Below are 16,884 nucleotides of genomic sequence, written 5' to 3'. Positions count from 1 at the left end.
AAAACGCCCCCCTTCCCCTTTTCCCGTCGCTTGTCAGCGGTAGTCATTCCAGCTCGAGTGTGGAAATGTTTAACTGAATGCGAATGGTCTCGCGCTGGTCGGATGGCAATCGGTCGTCCCAATGTTCAAAATCGTGAGCCTCGTCGACGAGTGCTACGGTTTCGCCCTCGGAAATCTTGGCAAACCTTCGGGATCCACGCGGGTTTTCGCTTCTTGATGTGTAGGAGCCAACGCTAGCAGGATAGATCTCCTTGATCGGCTTTCGTATTGTTTCCCTGACAGCTCTACGACCTATCCCTCTGCCACTTGTCGGATCATACCCGAGTTTCGTCGTGATGATTAGATCCTCCTCAAACTGCTGCTCCGGGGACACGGGATCAGGCAAAAGAAGGACAACGGAGCCGAACGCTCCGTTGCTCGAGTCCGCCGAACGGTTCTTTGCGTAAAATGACTGCGAGGATTCTAAGTAGCTTCGTTGATAGACAATTCGACTCCTCCGATTTTTTCCTTTTGGCCGATGGGAAATCGTTACTTCCCACGTCCAAGGCACGCCAGTCACTTCAAAAGCCCATGCGTCCAATCCTAGGTCCGAAAGGATCGTCTCGACGTCCATATTGCGTTTAACCGTCAACTGTGCTCCGGATTGCTCCGGGTCCTGTGACAGTCGCTGATTATGCGGAATCTGGCTTGTCTCAAGCGGCCCCGAAGATCTTCCACAACCACAAGTCATTATCGCCAGAAACGCAAGCGACGAAATGTTTTTTTGGAAAGATCGCATGCGTGAGAGCTTCCTGTTGTTCACGGGGTAACGCTAAGAATCACGAGGTATGCGGACCAAATCGCAAGAGGCGGAACTGCGACGGAATTTAATGAATCAAGAAAGGTCGAATTGCCGCGTGAGCAGCATACTCCCGTGCATTCGATTGTTCTGGCCAAAGAAAAGGGGAAGGCCAAAGAAAAGGGGAAGCCAAAGAAAAGGGGAAGGGGGTCGATTAAGCGACTGCAGCCAAAACGCCCCCCTTCCCCTTTTCCCGTCCTTCCCCTTTTCCCGTCCTTCCCCTTTTCCCGTCCTTCCCCTTTTCCCGTCCTTCCCCTTTTCCCGTCCTTCCCCTTTTCCCGTCCACCTTCCCCTTTTCCCGTCCAAACAGGTTGACGTGAATGCCCGCTCCCGTTCAACCGCTTTGTTATCCGCCGTTTTGGGGCCAGCCGGAGGTATTCGGAAAAAATCCACGATGCCCGGCAACATTGACCATCTCAGGAGTATCAGTCAATGCGAAGAATGCAGGAATCACTGAGATCTGTGGCATTTCTAATCCATTGACCGAGAAGAACGCAGCGGAACCGAGTCGATCACATATGGTTACGAGTATGCCGACCAGCTTGAAATCTTCCACCTTCGCTGCGCTATCTGAATCGGCTTGCAAGCTATGTGAATGCAACTCAACCGCAGACTTCTCCGTCAAATCTTTATTTAGATTTAAAAGCGACGCCGAATGTTGCTTGTATTCCTCTGATGCTCGAACTGCGAAAGGGTCTTCGGAGTGTGCGTATAGATTTCTGATTTTACGAACCAATTCTAGCGCGTCGTACATTTGCTTCGTAATAAATCCGCATGCGTAAGCGACACCAATTTTGGTCGCGAAATTGGAAAAAAGACGAGAAAGCAAACGCTTTGCGTTTCCTTGTTTGTGCAATCCATTTTTGATGATTGTTTCTAGTTCCGCATCCATTCGCGTTCCGAGAACCAACACCGCATATTCCTCTGGAAACTGCAATGCAGCAATCGTAGGGTGAACATCGCGGGTCGCTTGTTTTTTAGCAACGGAGTTGCCTCTGGCAAAATTTGATATGGACTCGCCGAAAATCTTTTCGGCAAGTTCATCAATCGGTGAGTTTGGGATGCTGGTCATGATCAATGTATTTTCAGTCGGATAACGTTGGCCATCAGTGGGGACGGTAGAGCGACGTTCACCTGCCAAGACGTGAACACCGTCCTCCATTGCATGGCATTGTTATTTGCAAGGGCGTTGGTCTGTTTTGTCTTCAGCGAAACGCCGTGAAACGTTCAGCGGCAAACGGTGCTTCGTGCATTGTATCGGTGTGGGATTCACGACACAACTTCGGGCGTCGGAGTTGTCAGGCGTCGGAATTGTCAGGCACTGGAATTGTCAGGCACTGGAATTGTCAGGCACTGGATTTGACAGGCGTCGGAGTTGATCGGCGCTGGCTTCCGCAGCGTCACGCCGCTTGTTCATCGTCGTCTCAACGTCATTGAATCGAAGCACTACCAGGAGCGCAAATTCGACAGGCGTTGGACGAGCTCGCTATCACAAATAACGCCAAGGTCACCGGGTAAGGGCGTTCGGCAAACATTGGAATCGGGAAAGAGATTGACGACCTTACTCCGGTGCACCGAAATGTTCCGCATCCGAAGCGGCGGTCAGCGCAAGGAATCGTCTGTCTCGGAGCCTGAATTGTAGCAGCATGGATCGGAGCATGTGCGGAGCCTGGAATCGATGATGGTCAACGGCGTTGAACTCCGTGTTCAAGTTGGCGGTCGAACAAGCTGATCCGAGCATGGATCGAGCATCGGGATCACGAGCATCAGCCGAGCGCACCGATCACAAGCCTGGATCGAGCGCACCGATCACCGCGGACGACGGAGCGTGAGGTTTCAGTCACCTGCGGAACGGCGGCGTTCACCCGGCCGCCGCGAGTGACTTTGGCTTCAGAAAATGCGATCGGCGGCTCGGCGTGCAGCGTTTTGTTATCCGATAGTTTTAACCAGAAATATGACATCACTCAAAGATACGAAAGATTAGATTGGATGCAAAAATCACGCTTGCGATGACCGATGCAATGATGCCGAGTAAAAAGCCGATCATGTAGCCGGGGAGCTGCGCCCGAAAACTCCTTGATTGTGCAAGTTGATCCGACATGTCTTGAACCACCTGCGTCAGTTCCGCAATCGAATTGCCGATGTCAGCTTCAGCAGTGCCTTGGATGTCGCCTAGTTTCGTACGCAATTCGTCTGCTGTCAAAGGACGCATTCGATCAGCCTCTCTGATGAATGCACCACCCGCGGAAACGACGGCTTGCGTGGATGGGCGAACTACAACGACGCCTACGTCACCATCCGAAGTTGATACGCGATGGAGGTAGATATTCGGTCCGCCGCTGAGAGAGGACATTGCCCGATCGAATACACGAGACAGAGTCGCCCAATCAACGCCCACGATTTGATCCGGTTCCCGAATGCCGAGGAGCACGACGCCACCATCGGCGTTCGCGAATGCAGAGATGATCTGCCCAAGTGCAAAGAAGCTAGGAACGTTCGATTTGAACTCCGTGTGTAGGTCTTCCCCTCGTGCAATGCAGTCACGAACAAAAGCTTCGTCGGGAGCAGAAGGTAGGTCAGCCAATTGTGTCACTTTCCTTGCGGATGTTCGTCAACGTTCTTTCGGATAACGTCGACATTAACCGGGTGGCGACGGTTGACGTTGATTTCAAAAACCGGCATGTTCGCCACTCCGGTTCAATGTTTTGTTATGTGACGTCTTGGGACAGTGGTTCGAACATTGCCTCTTCCGGATTTTTCAATGCCGAAAGGATGTTCTCTGCAACCTTTGCCATGAGCTTCTGGCCCCAAAATGGATCACTGCAATCGTAGTAGATTACTCTGATGTGTCGAAGATCGAACGGGACGTCATCTTCGTTGGATGAGACCAAGACGACAGGTTTTTGCAGTGCGTGAGCAAGGCCTAATTCATAAAACACATTGGGATTCTTACCGGTCAGTTCCGCAACCAATATCTTGGCATTGTTTATACCAAGCCAAATTTGATCCATTATTTTGCCAGCGCCGAAAATCTCATCGTCGGCACGCATCGGTGTTAAGCCTGCTTTTTCAATCGCGGGCTTATATACGGAGTCGTAGTATTTTCCGATCGGAGCGCCGAAAGGCATCATTACAAAACAGGTGTCGGTTGATTTGACACCTGCACCCTTACCGATTTTTTCAATCCTTTCATCACCATCCAATGACACCTCTTCATCGGAGGCTGCAGAGTGCAATATGCGCACACGGCCATCGTGTTGCTCCGAAAGTTTTGCAACCGTTAAACATTGCGTAAAAACATCCTTAAACTCTGAAAGCTTGTCCCGGGGGATTTTAAAAGTGTCTTCGAGCGCGTTGTCGAAGAACTGTCGGTCGGGGAGGTTCTCCCCACGGTAATGCATGTACACATCTGAAATTGTGGGTGCGTTCAGCACCGCTTGCTGGTATCCGTTGGCGATGTCGTTCGATGACTTGGGCCTCAAGATTTGCTTGGCAAGTTCCGTGACCTCTAGCGTTCCCGTAGAGGGACGATTCAGGAACCCATATTTGATGCCGGAGCTAATCTCAACAGCGAATGGTCCCTTGGCGGACTTGAGGTTAAGGAATTCGGCAGCCTGTGCGTCGCTGCTGGGTTTGCCAGCATTTTGGTCGAGGATGGCTTTCGGGATTCGTAGTGCTGCCTCTGAACTGTGGCGGGGGTAAGTAGGCGCGCTTGATGGCGCAGGCTTCGATTTCTTCTTGGCGGCCTTCTTCGGTGCTTGTGATTTCTTCGCAGTTTTCTTTGCCATTCAATATCTCAGTTAGTCACATAACGCCAAGGTCACCGGGTAAGGGCGTTCGGCAAATATTGGAAACGGGAAAGAGATGGACGCCCTTACGCCGGTGCACCGAATTGTTCCGCATCCGAACCGGCGGCCAGCACAAGGAATCGTCTGTCTCGGAGCCTGGATTGTAGCAGCATGGATCGGAGCATGTGCCGAGCATGGGATCGATGATGGTCAACGGCGTTGAACCCCGTGTTCGAGTTGGCGGTCGAACAAGCTGATCCGAGCATGGATCGAGCATCGGGATCATGGGCATCATTCGAGCGCACCGATCACCGCGGACGACGGAGCGTGAGGTTTTGATCAACTGCGGAACGTCACCGATCACGGGGCGGCGACAAGTGATTGTCAATTGTAAATCCGCCCGACTTCGCCGCTCCCGTGCATCGGATTGTTCGTCGGATTTGTGCGGCGGCGGAAGAGTCTCCATTGGTATTTGCAGGTTGCCAGAATCGTGTCGTCATGGTACATCGAGCGTTTCTTGTTCGCTGACGATTACGCGGCGGATTTGTTCCGCGATCTCGTCGAATTCAGGATGTATCCACAATTGGCCGGTAGATGTACCGCCACCCATACCGCCAGCAACGCCAGTTCCAGCGGGTTTGCGTTCGTAGTATATGGACGCCCCTTCGTTTTCGTTGCACGACCAAGCTTCGGTGTCGAGGTCCAGCAAAAGCCTTTGCAACGTTTCGAGCGAACAGCGAATCATTTGGACTGGGATCACGGCATAAATCTGTCCGGCCCAATCTCCTTGCAGGATGGCGACACCATCATCATGTTGCCGAGCTTCATCGAGAGTCCGAAGTGGATGAAACGGTGTCCCATGAGCGTCCGCCATCATGCGACGAACCGGACTTTCGTGTTCGGGGATGTCGTGTGATTCGCTCATGTGTGTACGAAGATGCCTGTCCGACGAACAATAGCTTCAACCCTTGTCAGTAGGGTCGTATTCGGGAATCTTGCCAATACGACCTGGGTGAGTGGGGGTGTTTGCCCCATACCCCGCAGATCATTTTGGTGGTAGTTGATGGTAGTCTTCTCGGGCCGCAAAAGCAACCTCGCTAACTCGAAGGATCATTCTGATGACACTTTGGAAGCTTGAGATCGCGGTGGCGTCTGCCGATGGCGTGGGGGAGAGCGACCGGGTTTGGTTCCCGAAGTGGCTGCGGCGGTATGCGATGACGTTCCCCCAGGGCCTGGTAAACGAATTGGCTGTCAATCGCGAAACGACCCTGCAATTTTCCCGCATGGCCGGAGAAAACGGACTGCCGAAGAAAAGGGGAAGGGGGTCGATTAAGCGACTGCAGTCAGAACGCCCCCCTTCCCCTTCTCCCGTTCCAGCACGGTAGGGCCGGTTCCCACCGGCCGCATGCACCAGGGAGCTGCCTCCGACTTCAGCGGACACGCCTGGGGGATGGCCGGTGGGAACCGGCCCTACGAGCGAACATACTACCTGCTTGAAAGCAAAGGTTCTTCGGGGAATTTAGTGGCATGGAAATCGCTGTCGAACCGATCGATTCTCGGATCCTGCGTGGTGGATTTTCCAGGCATGGGCTCCTGCGCTGAGTAATTTTGCATTTCAGGGACGACTCCGATACATTTGTAGATGCCGGAGAAAACGGACTGGCGCCAATGCGGGGACGTCATCCACGAATGACGAGATGCACGCTGCGATCGAGGCGAGTCGGCAGATACGTACATGGCTTGAAGCCCGTGGTTGGCCTACGCCAATTCGCGCGATGGCCGGCAATGGTTCGGCATTGTTCTATCGAGTCAATCTGCCGAATAATGACGAAGCAACCAAGCTGGTTTCATCAGTTCTTGCAGTTCTTGGAGATCGATTCAACAGCGATGAAATCGACGTAGATCAAAACCTATTTAATGCGTCCCGAGTTTTCAAAATCGGTGGAACCTACGCACGCAAAAGCGATGACCTACGTGGCATCGACGGCGTAGAGAATCGACCGCATCGGCGATCCTGCTACGTAGTGGATGGTCCGATCGAGGTTGTGGACCAGTAGCTAATCGAGGTGCTAATCGCGGAGTTTGCCGATCTGGGAAAAGACTTTTCAGAATCTGCGGGCAACCCGGCGAACCGAATTGCAAGAGATATTCCAGGATCACGTTGTAAATGCGTGGCTAGGCCATCGTTCAGCGACCGCGGCCAAGTATTACGTCCGAGTGACGGATGAGCACTTCGCGTCTGGATTGAGCACCGAAACGGGCGAGCCAATGAGCACCGCCGATTCTGGCGGTCCCATTCCTGCTGATATGGGCCACTACAGAGAAAACCCGAAAACGAAAAAAGCCCGTAAAACACTTGGTTCTACGGGGTCTATGTCGGTGCATAAAGGTAGTCTAGCTACCCCTCGGGGGGGCTCAGTCACGATTGCGTCACGATTGACGCGTTCTCACAGCACTCGGCGTACGACGGGGGCATGCCGTTTCTGAAATGGTTGTTTGCAAGACTTCACCCGCCCCCTGCGCTCAGGCCGATTCCGGGTGATCTCCGAATTACTTTCGCAGCTCAGCCGCTTCGGCCTCGAGCTTGCTGATCTCGTTCTCGAGCTCTGCCAGTTCCGATGGATCATCGGCTTGCTCTTTCGACCCAGCCAGACGGGGGCGGAGTGTCTGCAGCTTCTTATTGATCACGTCGAGTCGCTTCTTGGCTTTCTTGTCCATACCGGCTGCGATAATGAATGGGGGGTGGTTATTAAAACTCGAACAAGGCTATCACAAAATGCACAATCAAGACAGACAGCGTCCCCCACAGGACCGTTGAGGTGATGCTATGGCTGACGTCGCTCGCAGACTGCTTGGCCGTGATGGCACTGTGGTAAGCAATCGCGGCCGTCCCCACCCCACAGAGTAGGTTTTTCAGCAGGACCCATCCCCAGCCCTTGCCTAGCAAGAACACGCCCAGCACAGGCAGATTGGATCCCCACACGGATTGTCCGAGCGAATCGGGTGGCAGCGTGACGGCGCGGAAGAAATGCTGACGCCAAAAGTGGATCCCGATTTCGGGATAACACAGCACAAAGGTAAGCCGGCTGACCCAGTGCGACGCGGTGAATGCGAGCCACTCCAGGATCGGCGTGGCGATCAAGAATGCCCCCAGGATGGGCACCAAGAGGTAGGCGGGGGCGCGAATCCCGAATGTCTTCAAGGCATCGATCTGCCCACCATACTGCTTCACGCCCACGTCGGCCGCGACGGCAGCGCCACAGCGAGCGGCGATCAACACCGTGGCCAGAATCGGGACGAGGATGCGGTAGAGAGCAAAGCCGATGGCAGCGAGCAGCTCGTCGATCAGGAGGGGCTGCGTGTACAAGCGAAACGGCAAGAAACGCAGCGTGAAATAAGTTGTCGTGAAGCCCGCGATGATCCCCGCGATCACGAGATACACGCAGGCTGTCGGCCCACCGATCAGACCGAGGTAGTGAAGTAAAAAGCGTCCTGCCCAACGCGCCCGTGGGACGATGGGAAACGCATCGATCGGCAGTCGTCCCATCGCCAACACCGCGGCACCGGTCGCACCGAAAAAGCGACTCATCGCGTCAACACATGCGGCCCGAGCGCGGCTGCCAAGGGAACGCTTCGTTTCGGTGACTCCGTGGTGCGTCTTCGCCGATACATTCGCTGAGTTGGCGCGCATGCGTTCGGCAATCTCCGGCCATTGCTCGCGAGGAACGGGCACAATGGTCGCGTTCTGCGAATCGAGCAGCAGCACTTCATCGGCGATCGGCAATAACGTCGAATAGTCGTGCGTGACCACGAGGCTGGTCCGCTCAAAGCGACGCTGGGTCTCCTGGATCAGCTCAGCAACGCGTTGGCCGGTGACGGCATCGAGTCCCGAGGTGGGCTCGTCATAGAGAATCAGCTCTGGATCGGCGGCCAACGTCCGTGCGATCGCAAGCCGTTGTTTCTGGCCACCGCTGAGGGCGGCCACCGGTGGCCAGGCTGGCACACCGAGCAACTCCAACCACTCCGGCGCGCTGTACCGTGGCGGCTGGGTACGGTCGGCTCGATGGTCGATCGCGAACTGCACATTGGCGGTCGGCGTCAGCTCATCGAAGAGTGCAAACTGCTGGAAAACAATCCCCGTTCGCCCAGGCGACCGCGAATCGGACATCGCCTCTCCAACCGAGACGTCGCCCTTCCAATACACCGGCAATTGCTCGGGCGGCAGAATCCCAGCGAGCAACCGCAAGAGAACCGACTTGCCAGCACCGCTGCCGCCCACCAAGACCGTGATCTTGCCACCGGGAATGCTCAACGACACATCGCTGAGCAGATCGTTTCCCGCCACCCTCACATCGAGGTGAGAGATCGCCAGTGCTTTCGCTGCCGATTCACTCATGGCGACGGGGGACAACCAATGTAGCGACTGAAGTGACGCCAATAGCCACTGTGGTGAGCGAGCGCTTTCACAGGATGAGGCAGCACGCTGCTGATATTTCGGTTGATCAGCCGCTCAGTCGTCAAGCGTTTGTCACACAACCGCTGAACTTCGCCGGTACCCACGACACGATCCCAAACCGGCGCGATCGACAGGATGCTATCGCGCGGCGAATAGAGATTGATCAAGCGGCCGGCGAACCGCTCCGCCAACGGTTCCCATCCGCGTCGCGAGGCCATCCCCCCCATCAAAATCACATCCTCGATCCGGTAACGATGCTCGTCGAGTGACTCCAGCGCCGATCGAGCGACGACAGTGCCCAACGAGTGCCCATAGAGAAACAGGGGGCGATCCCCAATCCCTGGGATTTCTCGCAATAGACCCGGCAACAACGCACCGTCGCGTCGGGCGCAGAAATAGCGATGGCGAAACTGCCCGGCACCCATCATCAGGGCTCCGCCCGCACCTCCGGCGAGCGTCCCGACGCCAAGCAGCGTTCGTCCGGCGCGGAGAGCGGGGACGCCAAAGCGGATTCCGCGGGCAGCGACACCCACCGATGCACCTGCCTCACTCCAACGGCCAGATGCCCAGTGCACCGCATAGATAGAGCCGACCAAGCCAGCCGCCTTGATAAACTCCAATGACGGGCGAGATCGGTAGCCACCGATGATTAAATGAATCGGTCCGTTGGAGGATTCCTCAAGCGGATGCAGCGTGACGGACAAGCAAAAATTTCCAATACGGGGAAGAGAGCGGGGCACGGTCGTGCAAGGCAACGCCATGCCTCGCGGCCATGCCACCAATACCCACTCCAATCAGTTTACAAAAAAACACGCTGTTTGGCGAGCTTCTTCGGACTCAAAGGGTGACCGCAAAACAAACCTCGCAACGATTCCTCGCGAGATGGCGGACTTCGAGTTTCTTCGGCCGCCAACGTTGAACCTCTCGCTGCCAGCGTGGAATCTGTTCCGCCCGCTCATAGTCGCCCAGCTTCATCGTGATCAGACAGCCCCGAAAGCTCGTATCGCGGCTATCGATCAAGTTGCGGACCGTGCTGAGCGTCGCGTCGGGTTTGACTGTTGAGTCGACCAGCAACCACTTCGCGCCGCGAAAAACGCGCCGCGGCAGATCTCCCGCCCGAGCGGCATAGTGAATGAACCGCGGATGGTCAGCGATCCTTGGATCCATGTCCGCGGGATCGACACCGATGACATGCAGCCCCATTTCGAGCAACCGGCCGCACGCCCCGCCCGGGGCACTGCCCACCTCGACGGCCAAGTCATCGGGGCGTAGGTCAAACCCACTCCAAGCGATCGATTCGGCGGCTTTGAAGTATGCACGTGAAATCGGTTCATAAGCGGGAGACACCGGCTGCACGCCGCCGGGCCAGCGACTCGGGAGCGTCGTCGCGGTATGGATGCCGAAAAACCACTGCGAGGGATCGACCAACACTACATCGAGCACACGCTGGGACGGTTGTGCGATCTCGTTGGGCGTGGCGCAGCGAAGCCGCTCGGGACCGAGCCTGGCATGAATCCGATCCGCCACGGCCAGCGAAACTTCATCGGGGCCGGGTTCGAAATCAAACCGCCCGATCGGCGCTCGATCACGCGGCCAGACATGAAGGTGATCGACGGGTAATTCAAGCGAATCGGTCGCCTCGAGCAAACGATCTATCAATTCATCAGCATCGCCCGACTTGCCACTGCCGAGCGATTGAGATGCGGTGCGAATGAAGATCCCACTCGGTGGTGAGTGTGCTTGATCGTGCTTGGCCGTGACAAATCCAGGTCGTGAAAACGAAAGTCGCCAACCCTCATCGGCGATCGTGGATTTGACAAGCCCTTCTGCTCCATGGGCGCAGCTCAGCATCACGTAGCTCGGCCCTGTACGGCGAGCGGTGCCAGCCTGCGTGCTAGGATCGGTGCCGGCAGCAGAAGGAGAGGATTGATTCATTCTAGTTGTTTCGTTTCGCTGGTGGTCGCAGGATCCGCTGCGTCCGTGGGAGGTTGCACCCAGGGACCCGACGTCTCACCACGGACCTGACGGAGGTACTGGCTAATCTTCGATTTCGCATACGCCGTCCCGCCACCTCGGCGCATCAGCGCAGCCATCGCCGAGAGATGGTTTCCAAAATGGGTCGGTCGGTTGTAGCGGATTCGACGTGGGCGACCGAAAGCAGGCAGAAGCATGAGGCATAGAACGATTCCGAGAAAGGCCACATGCATATTAATCAGACTCAGTGGCATCTCAGTCATCAATTCCCATCCCTTCGTCTTTGGGAATCCAGCCTTAGCCTGCGAAATCGGCACGGGAGAATAACTCGACGAGAGAAACCCAACGTCGATCGATGCTTCCACCGGCAAGTCACTCGCTCGACGAATCTCATTGGCCAATCGGCCTGCCATCGCCCGAGCCGAGACATCGGTCATCGCAAAATTGGTCAACAGAGAACCGCTCGGAACCAATAGGACTTGAGAGCCTTTCCAGCGTCGACTCGTTAGTCTTGCCAGCGTCGTCAACTTGCTCGATCCAGACGGTGCGTCAACGCTCTCTTGCTCGAGCACCTCCAATGCATGTGTCTGTTCGGTGGCCGGTGGAGGCGGCGGCGCAGCATTGCCGGCCGTGACTGTCGGATTCGCCACCAGGGAGAAATCGACGAACCGTCGGTCCGAGAGCGACACCCGGAAAGGTAGCGACTGCGCCGTGAACCATCCGCCAAGCGTGACGTCGCTGCGATTGGCGTCGGCGAGTATGCGCTCGTTGATCTCCTGAGCCAGGCGGCGGCGATAAGCCAAACGCTGGTCCGGCGGAGCCGTATCAGCAGCCTCGCGAAAATAAGCCTCGTCACTCCCCGCGTCAGGGACGATAAAAATCAGCGTGCGGCCATCCTGGGCGAGCCAGCGATCGAGCCATTGCTGGACTTCCTGCCGATTGATGGGCGGCCACGCGGTCGGTATCCAGACAAGAGCTTCGTTGTCTACTTCACGTTGAGACAATCTCGCCACCTCGTGAGTTTGAATCTCCGGCAGCACGTTCGCAGACGATCCCTCCAACGCGGCTCGCAAGGCACCGAACCCATTGAGACTCTCACTGCCTGATACACCCTCGCTGGCTCCATATTCGGTCTGGAAACGCGCGCAGCCCGCCAATTGCACCGAGACAAATAGCAGTATCCAGCACAGACACCTCGCCCCTGGACAATCCGCAACCATCCGGCAACGCAGTACCATCACTTCGCACCTCCGCTCGCGGCAAGGAACGATTCCATCGCTAGATTCTCATCCCAGAGCCGCTGAAACTGCTCGCCACTGAGACGGTGTTTGCCGAAATACGATTGCTCGAAAGCAGCCACCGTATGCCGCAGCGGAGTACTCGCCGATTCACTCGATTGCTGCGCCTCGCGAAGATACTGACGGTTGGTCTTCCACCGTGAAAGTCGAATCCAACCGATCCGGTCGAGCATCAACAACTGATGCCCGTACAGATAGATGATCGCCTGATCAAAGTCTCCGAGTTCCATCAGTCGCTCCAGCTCCGCTCGCGGACTGACGTCGGTAGTCCGCAACTCCGACGGCAGCTCGGAAATCCGTTGCTTTGTCTGTTCATCGAGAACGCTGCCCTTCGCCACCGCGTCGCTGGGCAACTCATTCCCAAAGTCAAACGTGCTGTTCTGAAATACATACAACAACAACGCCGCCAAGGCGCACACCAACACGATCAGCAGCGTCCAACCCACGATCTCGTTCAGTCCCATCGTGGCCGTAGACGTCGATGAAGACGCCGCCTTGGGCTGTTTCGGCTTGGCTGTCGCGGGAGTCGCCTGCCACCGACTCTCGCGGTTCTCTGTGTCCACCCTTTCATCCCGCAGTTCAATGGACCGCAATTCTCCCTGGTTGGAGTCGAACCAGGCCGAGTCAGCGACCACCGGGGCGGACGCGGTTTCGGCAGCCGCCGCTGAAACCGAAACCATCGCCACCTGACTCTCGGCCTGGAGCGGACCGATCGACGAGACTGTCGCGACGAGTCCGGCGATCAACAGCGACAGCGTTTTGGACCGGGCATCAGCTCCAGTCGATGACACACTGGTTTCGCGTATCGCAGTGGGCTGACTCGGGAAGGTCGACATCGAATCCTCGCCGAACTGGCGGATCGCTTCCGCCCGAATGGCGAGTTCTACCTCCCATCCTTCCAATCGAATACGCGCATCAAGGTAGCCTAACAGTTTGACAATCACGCTTAATGACGCGACCAGCCATAAAGCCAGCGGAAAGAAAACCAGCATAGCGAACGAGTCGACCGACCAGTTCCCCAGTGCGATGCCGCGCGACCATAACAACGCGAAGAAAATACACGCCAATAATACCGCGATTGTCGTGGTCACCGTCAAAAACCGACCGCCGAGTTCACTCGCCATCGGCGAGTGCAGGGCCTTGGATCGTCGCCCAAGCGTGATGTCTCCCGGGTTCTTGCTTCGCAGCGGACATCGCTCGAGCAGGATCATCTCAGCGACAAAGGGACGACTGCTGCGCACCAAGGCAACAACCATCACGAAGGTAGCTGGCAGAAAAACGTCATAGAACGCGTTGGATTCTGCGTGCCAACGCATCGCCACGACCACCATCGCCGGGATCGCCATCCGCCGGATGCCCAGCACCCAAATCAGCTGCCAAAAAACAGGTCGAATTTCGCGGATTGCGCGGGAGACCGAAATCTGCTGCTCAAAGATCGATTGACCGAGCAGATAGGTCGACACGGCCCCGGCGAGCGGCGTCTGCAAAAACACCAGCGTCATCATCCAGAAGAGATACCGGAATCGCTCCGCACTCGCATCGCCTTCCCGGAAGGCCTCCTCCGTCGCTCTCCAGGGCAACCATCCCAGCAGCAACAGGTCAGCCACGATCCAGAAAGCTGCGCCGGCGAAGAACGCAGAAAAGAATGCCCTCGGGTAACGGCGAATCATCACAAGTGACAAATCGCCAATCTCCGAAAGCGTTCTCACGCGAATCGCGACATGGGTTCGGTCAAGTTGCACGGATGACTATTCGCGTTGCGACGGAGGACGTTGGCGGGCGCGGGGAAACCCCAACACCACGAAGTAAAAACTGATCAGGGCAGACGACATAATCGCCCAACCCGCTTTGAGCAGATAGGGAGCTGGGCTGGGCGAGAGGAACCCCTCCGTGAACGCTGCCAAAGCGAATAGCGTCGCCGCTGCAGCCATGATCGGCACACTGCGATGAGCCGATCGACGCATCGAATCGATCCGCGTGAGCCCCTCGGTGTGGAAAAAACCAATTCCCAAACGCAACCCAGCGGCAGCCGATAAGGCGATCGCAGTCAGCTCAAACGGGCCATGTGCCGTGACAAAGTGAAAAAAGTTATCACTGCTGACGGTACTCTCCCGGGCCATGTAGCCAAACATCGTCCCGAGCGCCACACCATTGTACGCCAACAGGTAAAGGCACGGTATCAACAGGATGCCGTAGGCAAAACACTGCAGACCAATGCCAGTATTGTGCATGATGTAAAAGCCAGACATCCGCACGTAGTGATCCAGCGATCCCTCTAGTTTTTTTTCGTACATTCCTTCCAGCGTATCCAATTCAACCTGGCCGATCACATTGGCGGCAAAATGAGGAAACAAGGACTGCTCGTAACCGAGATACATCGACAGCGAAAACATGCCAAAGAATACGATCGTCGCCACGCGGACACAGGGGTCTGCAAAGATCTGCTGCGGCGCTTCGCGGAAAACCAGGTCGAAGAAACTGACCGGAGAAAACTTGCCGCTACGGTAGAGCTGGTTGTGGGCACGTGCGACCAATCGATGCAGATAAGCGACCGTCGCAGGCGGCAACTGGTAGGCGTCCGCCAAGGCCAAGTCCGCGCACGCTCCGCGATACAAAGCAGCAAAGCGGACGATTCCCTCCGCTCCCTGATACTGTTGGCCCGCTTTGCGTGTCTTTCCAGTCACCTCCATCGCGTCGCACAAACGATCCAGTTCGGCCCAGTTGCTGCGCCGCTTGTCGAGTAGCTTGGCGATGTTCATCAGCGGAATCCAAATTCGCAGGTCGAGACTGCTCTCATGATAGCGGAACCTCGACCGCTGAGGCGAAGCCATGCTCCGCCCGGAGTGCGTATCCGAATGGCACCACGCTCACCCGAGGTTTGGCCGCGAAACGGACCATCGTCTTGGCAATCCAACGCGTCAGTGAAAAGCAAAATCTGCCCCGTCGCTAAGCAACACACGACGAATAAGTGTCGGATTTAACAGTGGACGAGGCGACGAGTCCTGCGGCTTTGGACTCGTCGCCTCGTCCACTACGACAGAAATTGATCGTGCGTTGCTAACCGGGCAGTCGGTCAAAGCTACGGATTCGATGTGATCTCTCGCTCACGCATCGGGCTATGATGCTCACGCTAATTCGCTGGCAGTGAATGAATCGACAGCCTGAAGCGTTGCGGATTCACTGCAAACCGTGCCTCCCCAGAAGACAGCTTCATCAAACCCTACTCGGCTTCGGACGCCTTTTGCGGGGGGGTATAGTCGCGCACCCAGATGTTGCGAAAACGAACTGGGTTGCCATGATCCTGCAGAGCGATCGGTCCTTTTCCACCGATGTCTTTGTACTGCGGGGCGCGGTTGAAGGGTGTGTCGCCGCGCAGTTCGAAATGGTTCAGCACCAACACGCCATTGTGGGTCGCCGTGATGTAGGCAGGCGATTCTAAATTGCCGTCGTCATCGAAGCGCGGCGCTGTCCAAAAGATGTCGTACACGTTCCATTCTCCAGGCGGACGCATGGCGTTCACGGCCGGAGGCGTCTGCTTGTAAATCGAGCCCGCCTGACCGTCAAAGTAGGTTTTGTTCTCGTAGGAATCGAGCACCTGCATCTCATACACCCCCATCAAGAACACGCCACTGTTGCCACGTCCTTGCGAACTGCCTTTGGGAGGGTTGGGTGCTGACCATTCAATGTGAAGTTGGCAATCACCGAACTCGGCTTTACTGCGAATCATCCCGCTTCCGGTGATCAACACATCACCGTCGGTCTTCCAGCGATCGGCTCCCTTCCATTTCGAAACGTCCGCCGCCTCGCCAAACAAAACCGTGGCGTCCGATGGCGGATCGTTATCAGTCTCGCCCGGCGTAACAACTTCCGGCTCAGCCCAATCGATACCCGTCAGGTACTCCTCTGCAGCACCCGGGCGGAAGGAACAAACAATCGCGAGAAGCGCGAGACAGAAAGCGTGATATTTTTTCATGATAGGTGAGCACTGAAAGTGGGAGGTGGGGGAAGAAAGGTGAGGAGCTACTGGATCTCAAAAATGGCTTCGATTTCAACCGCCATATCCGCTGGCAGGGCAGACGCACCGATCGCACTGCGGGCACCAATCCCTGCTTCGTTACCAAAGACTTCACGCAGCAACTCGCTGCATCCATTGATCACAGCCGGCTGGGCATCGAACTCATCGGTGCATCGAACGAGGCCGAGCAGTTTCACCAAACGCGTGACGCGATCCAGCGATCCGAGGTGGTTGCGGAGTGTGGATAGCATTGCCATCCCAGCCAAGCGAGCAGCAGCACGACCACTTTCAAGATCCATGTCGGCACCGAGACGGCCCGATAGGGGATACCCATCGCTCTGCAGCGGGCCATGACCGGACAGGTAAACCAGATTGCCGACTTGCACGATCGGCTTGTACAACCCCATGGCCTGAGGCGGTGGCGGGAGTTCGAGATTGAGTTGCTCGATTCGGGCGTCGTGACTCATGGTGCAGCGTTCCGGGGTGAAGGGTTACTGAGGAGAGTATTTGGATGG

At 56.3% G+C, this 16,884-nt stretch carries 15 protein-coding genes and 1 pseudogene; 1 reads left to right on the top strand and 15 read right to left on the bottom strand.

Features of this window, described 5'->3' with window-relative positions; all coding sequences use genetic code 11:
- Positions 1 to 43: 43 nt before the first annotated feature.
- From CA85_RS10945 to CA85_RS10920, 6 genes and pseudogenes are all read right to left on the bottom strand, one after another.
- Positions 44 to 778, bottom strand: coding sequence for a hypothetical protein (locus CA85_RS10945; RefSeq protein ID WP_246112685.1), 735 nt, complete (start codon positions 776 to 778; stop codon positions 44 to 46).
- Positions 779 to 1,184: 406 nt separating this feature from the next.
- Positions 1,185 to 2,000 carry a hypothetical protein gene (locus tag CA85_RS10935; protein ID WP_186774868.1) on the bottom strand — a complete coding sequence of 272 codons (816 nt, stop codon included), beginning with the start codon at positions 1,998 to 2,000 and terminating at the stop codon, positions 1,185 to 1,187.
- A gap of 798 nt (positions 2,001 to 2,798) precedes the next feature.
- Positions 2,799 to 3,041, bottom strand: coding sequence for a hypothetical protein (locus CA85_RS25655; protein WP_246112684.1), 243 nt, complete (start codon positions 3,039 to 3,041; stop codon positions 2,799 to 2,801).
- Between the two features lie 9 nt (positions 3,042 to 3,050).
- Positions 3,051 to 3,431 (bottom strand): annotated as a pseudogene (locus CA85_RS26115) (AlbA family DNA-binding domain-containing protein); the annotation flags it as partial.
- A gap of 115 nt (positions 3,432 to 3,546) precedes the next feature.
- Positions 3,547 to 4,626 carry a TIR domain-containing protein gene (locus CA85_RS10925; RefSeq protein WP_146391347.1) on the bottom strand — a complete coding sequence of 360 codons (1,080 nt, stop codon included), beginning with the start codon at positions 4,624 to 4,626 and terminating at the stop codon, positions 3,547 to 3,549.
- A gap of 496 nt (positions 4,627 to 5,122) precedes the next feature.
- Positions 5,123 to 5,551: a hypothetical protein gene (locus tag CA85_RS10920; RefSeq protein WP_146391346.1), complete on the bottom strand. Its 429-nt coding sequence runs from the start codon at positions 5,549 to 5,551 to the stop codon at positions 5,123 to 5,125.
- Between the two features lie 193 nt (positions 5,552 to 5,744).
- On the opposite strand from CA85_RS10920, the gene CA85_RS10915 reads away from it, so the two are divergent.
- The gene (locus CA85_RS10915) at positions 5,745 to 6,011 is read left to right on the top strand and encodes a hypothetical protein (RefSeq protein ID WP_146391345.1); all 267 of its coding nucleotides are present in this window, start codon (positions 5,745 to 5,747) and stop codon (positions 6,009 to 6,011) included.
- Positions 6,012 to 7,176: 1,165 nt separating this feature from the next.
- Here CA85_RS10915 and CA85_RS24860 read toward each other — a convergent pair.
- From CA85_RS24860 to CA85_RS10875, 9 genes are all read right to left on the bottom strand, one after another.
- Positions 7,177 to 7,344: a hypothetical protein gene (locus CA85_RS24860; protein WP_186774866.1), complete on the bottom strand. Its 168-nt coding sequence runs from the start codon at positions 7,342 to 7,344 to the stop codon at positions 7,177 to 7,179.
- 31 nt (positions 7,345 to 7,375) lie between these two features.
- Entirely contained in the window at positions 7,376 to 9,022 is a 1,647-nt protein-coding gene (locus CA85_RS10910) for an ATP-binding cassette domain-containing protein (protein ID WP_146391344.1), read from the bottom strand.
- Positions 9,019 to 9,786, bottom strand: a complete 768-nt coding sequence (locus CA85_RS10905) for a DUF726 domain-containing protein (RefSeq protein WP_186774865.1) — start codon at positions 9,784 to 9,786, stop codon at positions 9,019 to 9,021. The genes CA85_RS10910 and CA85_RS10905 overlap by 4 nt, the downstream gene beginning before the upstream one ends.
- Positions 9,787 to 9,919: 133 nt before the next feature.
- Entirely contained in the window at positions 9,920 to 10,933 is a 1,014-nt protein-coding gene (locus CA85_RS10900) for an SAM-dependent methyltransferase (protein ID WP_186774879.1), read from the bottom strand.
- Positions 10,934 to 11,013: 80 nt separating this feature from the next.
- Entirely contained in the window at positions 11,014 to 12,297 is a 1,284-nt protein-coding gene (locus CA85_RS10895; protein WP_146391342.1) for a hypothetical protein, read from the bottom strand.
- Positions 12,294 to 14,096, bottom strand: coding sequence for a DUF4129 domain-containing protein (locus CA85_RS10890; protein ID WP_146391341.1), 1,803 nt, complete (start codon positions 14,094 to 14,096; stop codon positions 12,294 to 12,296). The genes CA85_RS10895 and CA85_RS10890 overlap by 4 nt, the downstream gene beginning before the upstream one ends.
- A 6-nt stretch (positions 14,097 to 14,102) precedes the next feature.
- On the bottom strand, positions 14,103 to 15,113 hold the full coding sequence (locus CA85_RS10885; RefSeq protein WP_146391340.1) for a stage II sporulation protein M: 1,011 nt from the start codon (positions 15,111 to 15,113) through the stop codon (positions 14,103 to 14,105).
- 461 nt (positions 15,114 to 15,574) lie between these two features.
- A complete protein-coding gene (locus CA85_RS10880) occupies positions 15,575 to 16,327 on the bottom strand; it encodes a 3-keto-disaccharide hydrolase (protein ID WP_146391339.1) in 753 nt (250 codons plus the stop codon).
- A 47-nt stretch (positions 16,328 to 16,374) separates the two neighbouring features.
- Positions 16,375 to 16,836, bottom strand: a complete 462-nt coding sequence (locus CA85_RS10875) for a RidA family protein (RefSeq protein ID WP_146391338.1) — start codon at positions 16,834 to 16,836, stop codon at positions 16,375 to 16,377.
- Positions 16,837 to 16,884 lie beyond the last annotated feature (48 nt).

The organism is Allorhodopirellula solitaria (genome assembly GCF_007859855.1).
Taxonomy (GTDB): Bacteria; Planctomycetota; Planctomycetia; order Pirellulales; family Pirellulaceae; genus Rhodopirellula; species Rhodopirellula solitaria.
The sequence above is the reverse complement of the archived record's forward strand: the minus strand, read 5'-3'. Positions and strand labels throughout refer to the sequence as shown.

What these genes read in the sequence shown, in the direction of transcription:
- CA85_RS10945 (WP_246112685.1), bottom strand. Translation starts at nt 778, where the DNA reads ATGCGATCTTTCCAAAAAAACATTTCGTCGCTTGCGTTTCTGGCGATA.
- CA85_RS10935 (WP_186774868.1), bottom strand. Translation starts at nt 2,000, where the DNA reads ATGGAGGACGGTGTTCACGTCTTGGCAGGTGAACGTCGCTCTACCGTC.
- CA85_RS10925 (WP_146391347.1), bottom strand. Translation starts at nt 4,626, where the DNA reads ATGGCAAAGAAAACTGCGAAGAAATCACAAGCACCGAAGAAGGCCGCC.
- CA85_RS10920 (WP_146391346.1), bottom strand. Translation starts at nt 5,551, where the DNA reads ATGAGCGAATCACACGACATCCCCGAACACGAAAGTCCGGTTCGTCGC.
- CA85_RS10915 (WP_146391345.1), top strand. Translation starts at nt 5,745, where the DNA reads ATGACACTTTGGAAGCTTGAGATCGCGGTGGCGTCTGCCGATGGCGTG.
- CA85_RS24860 (WP_186774866.1), bottom strand. Translation starts at nt 7,344, where the DNA reads ATGGACAAGAAAGCCAAGAAGCGACTCGACGTGATCAATAAGAAGCTG.
- CA85_RS10910 (WP_146391344.1), bottom strand. Translation starts at nt 9,022, where the DNA reads ATGAGTGAATCGGCAGCGAAAGCACTGGCGATCTCTCACCTCGATGTG.
- CA85_RS10900 (WP_186774879.1), bottom strand. Translation starts at nt 10,933, where the DNA reads ATGCTGAGCTGCGCCCATGGAGCAGAAGGGCTTGTCAAATCCACGATC.
- CA85_RS10885 (WP_146391340.1), bottom strand. Translation starts at nt 15,113, where the DNA reads ATGAACATCGCCAAGCTACTCGACAAGCGGCGCAGCAACTGGGCCGAA.
- CA85_RS10880 (WP_146391339.1), bottom strand. Translation starts at nt 16,327, where the DNA reads ATGAAAAAATATCACGCTTTCTGTCTCGCGCTTCTCGCGATTGTTTGT.
- CA85_RS10875 (WP_146391338.1), bottom strand. Translation starts at nt 16,836, where the DNA reads ATGAGTCACGACGCCCGAATCGAGCAACTCAATCTCGAACTCCCGCCA.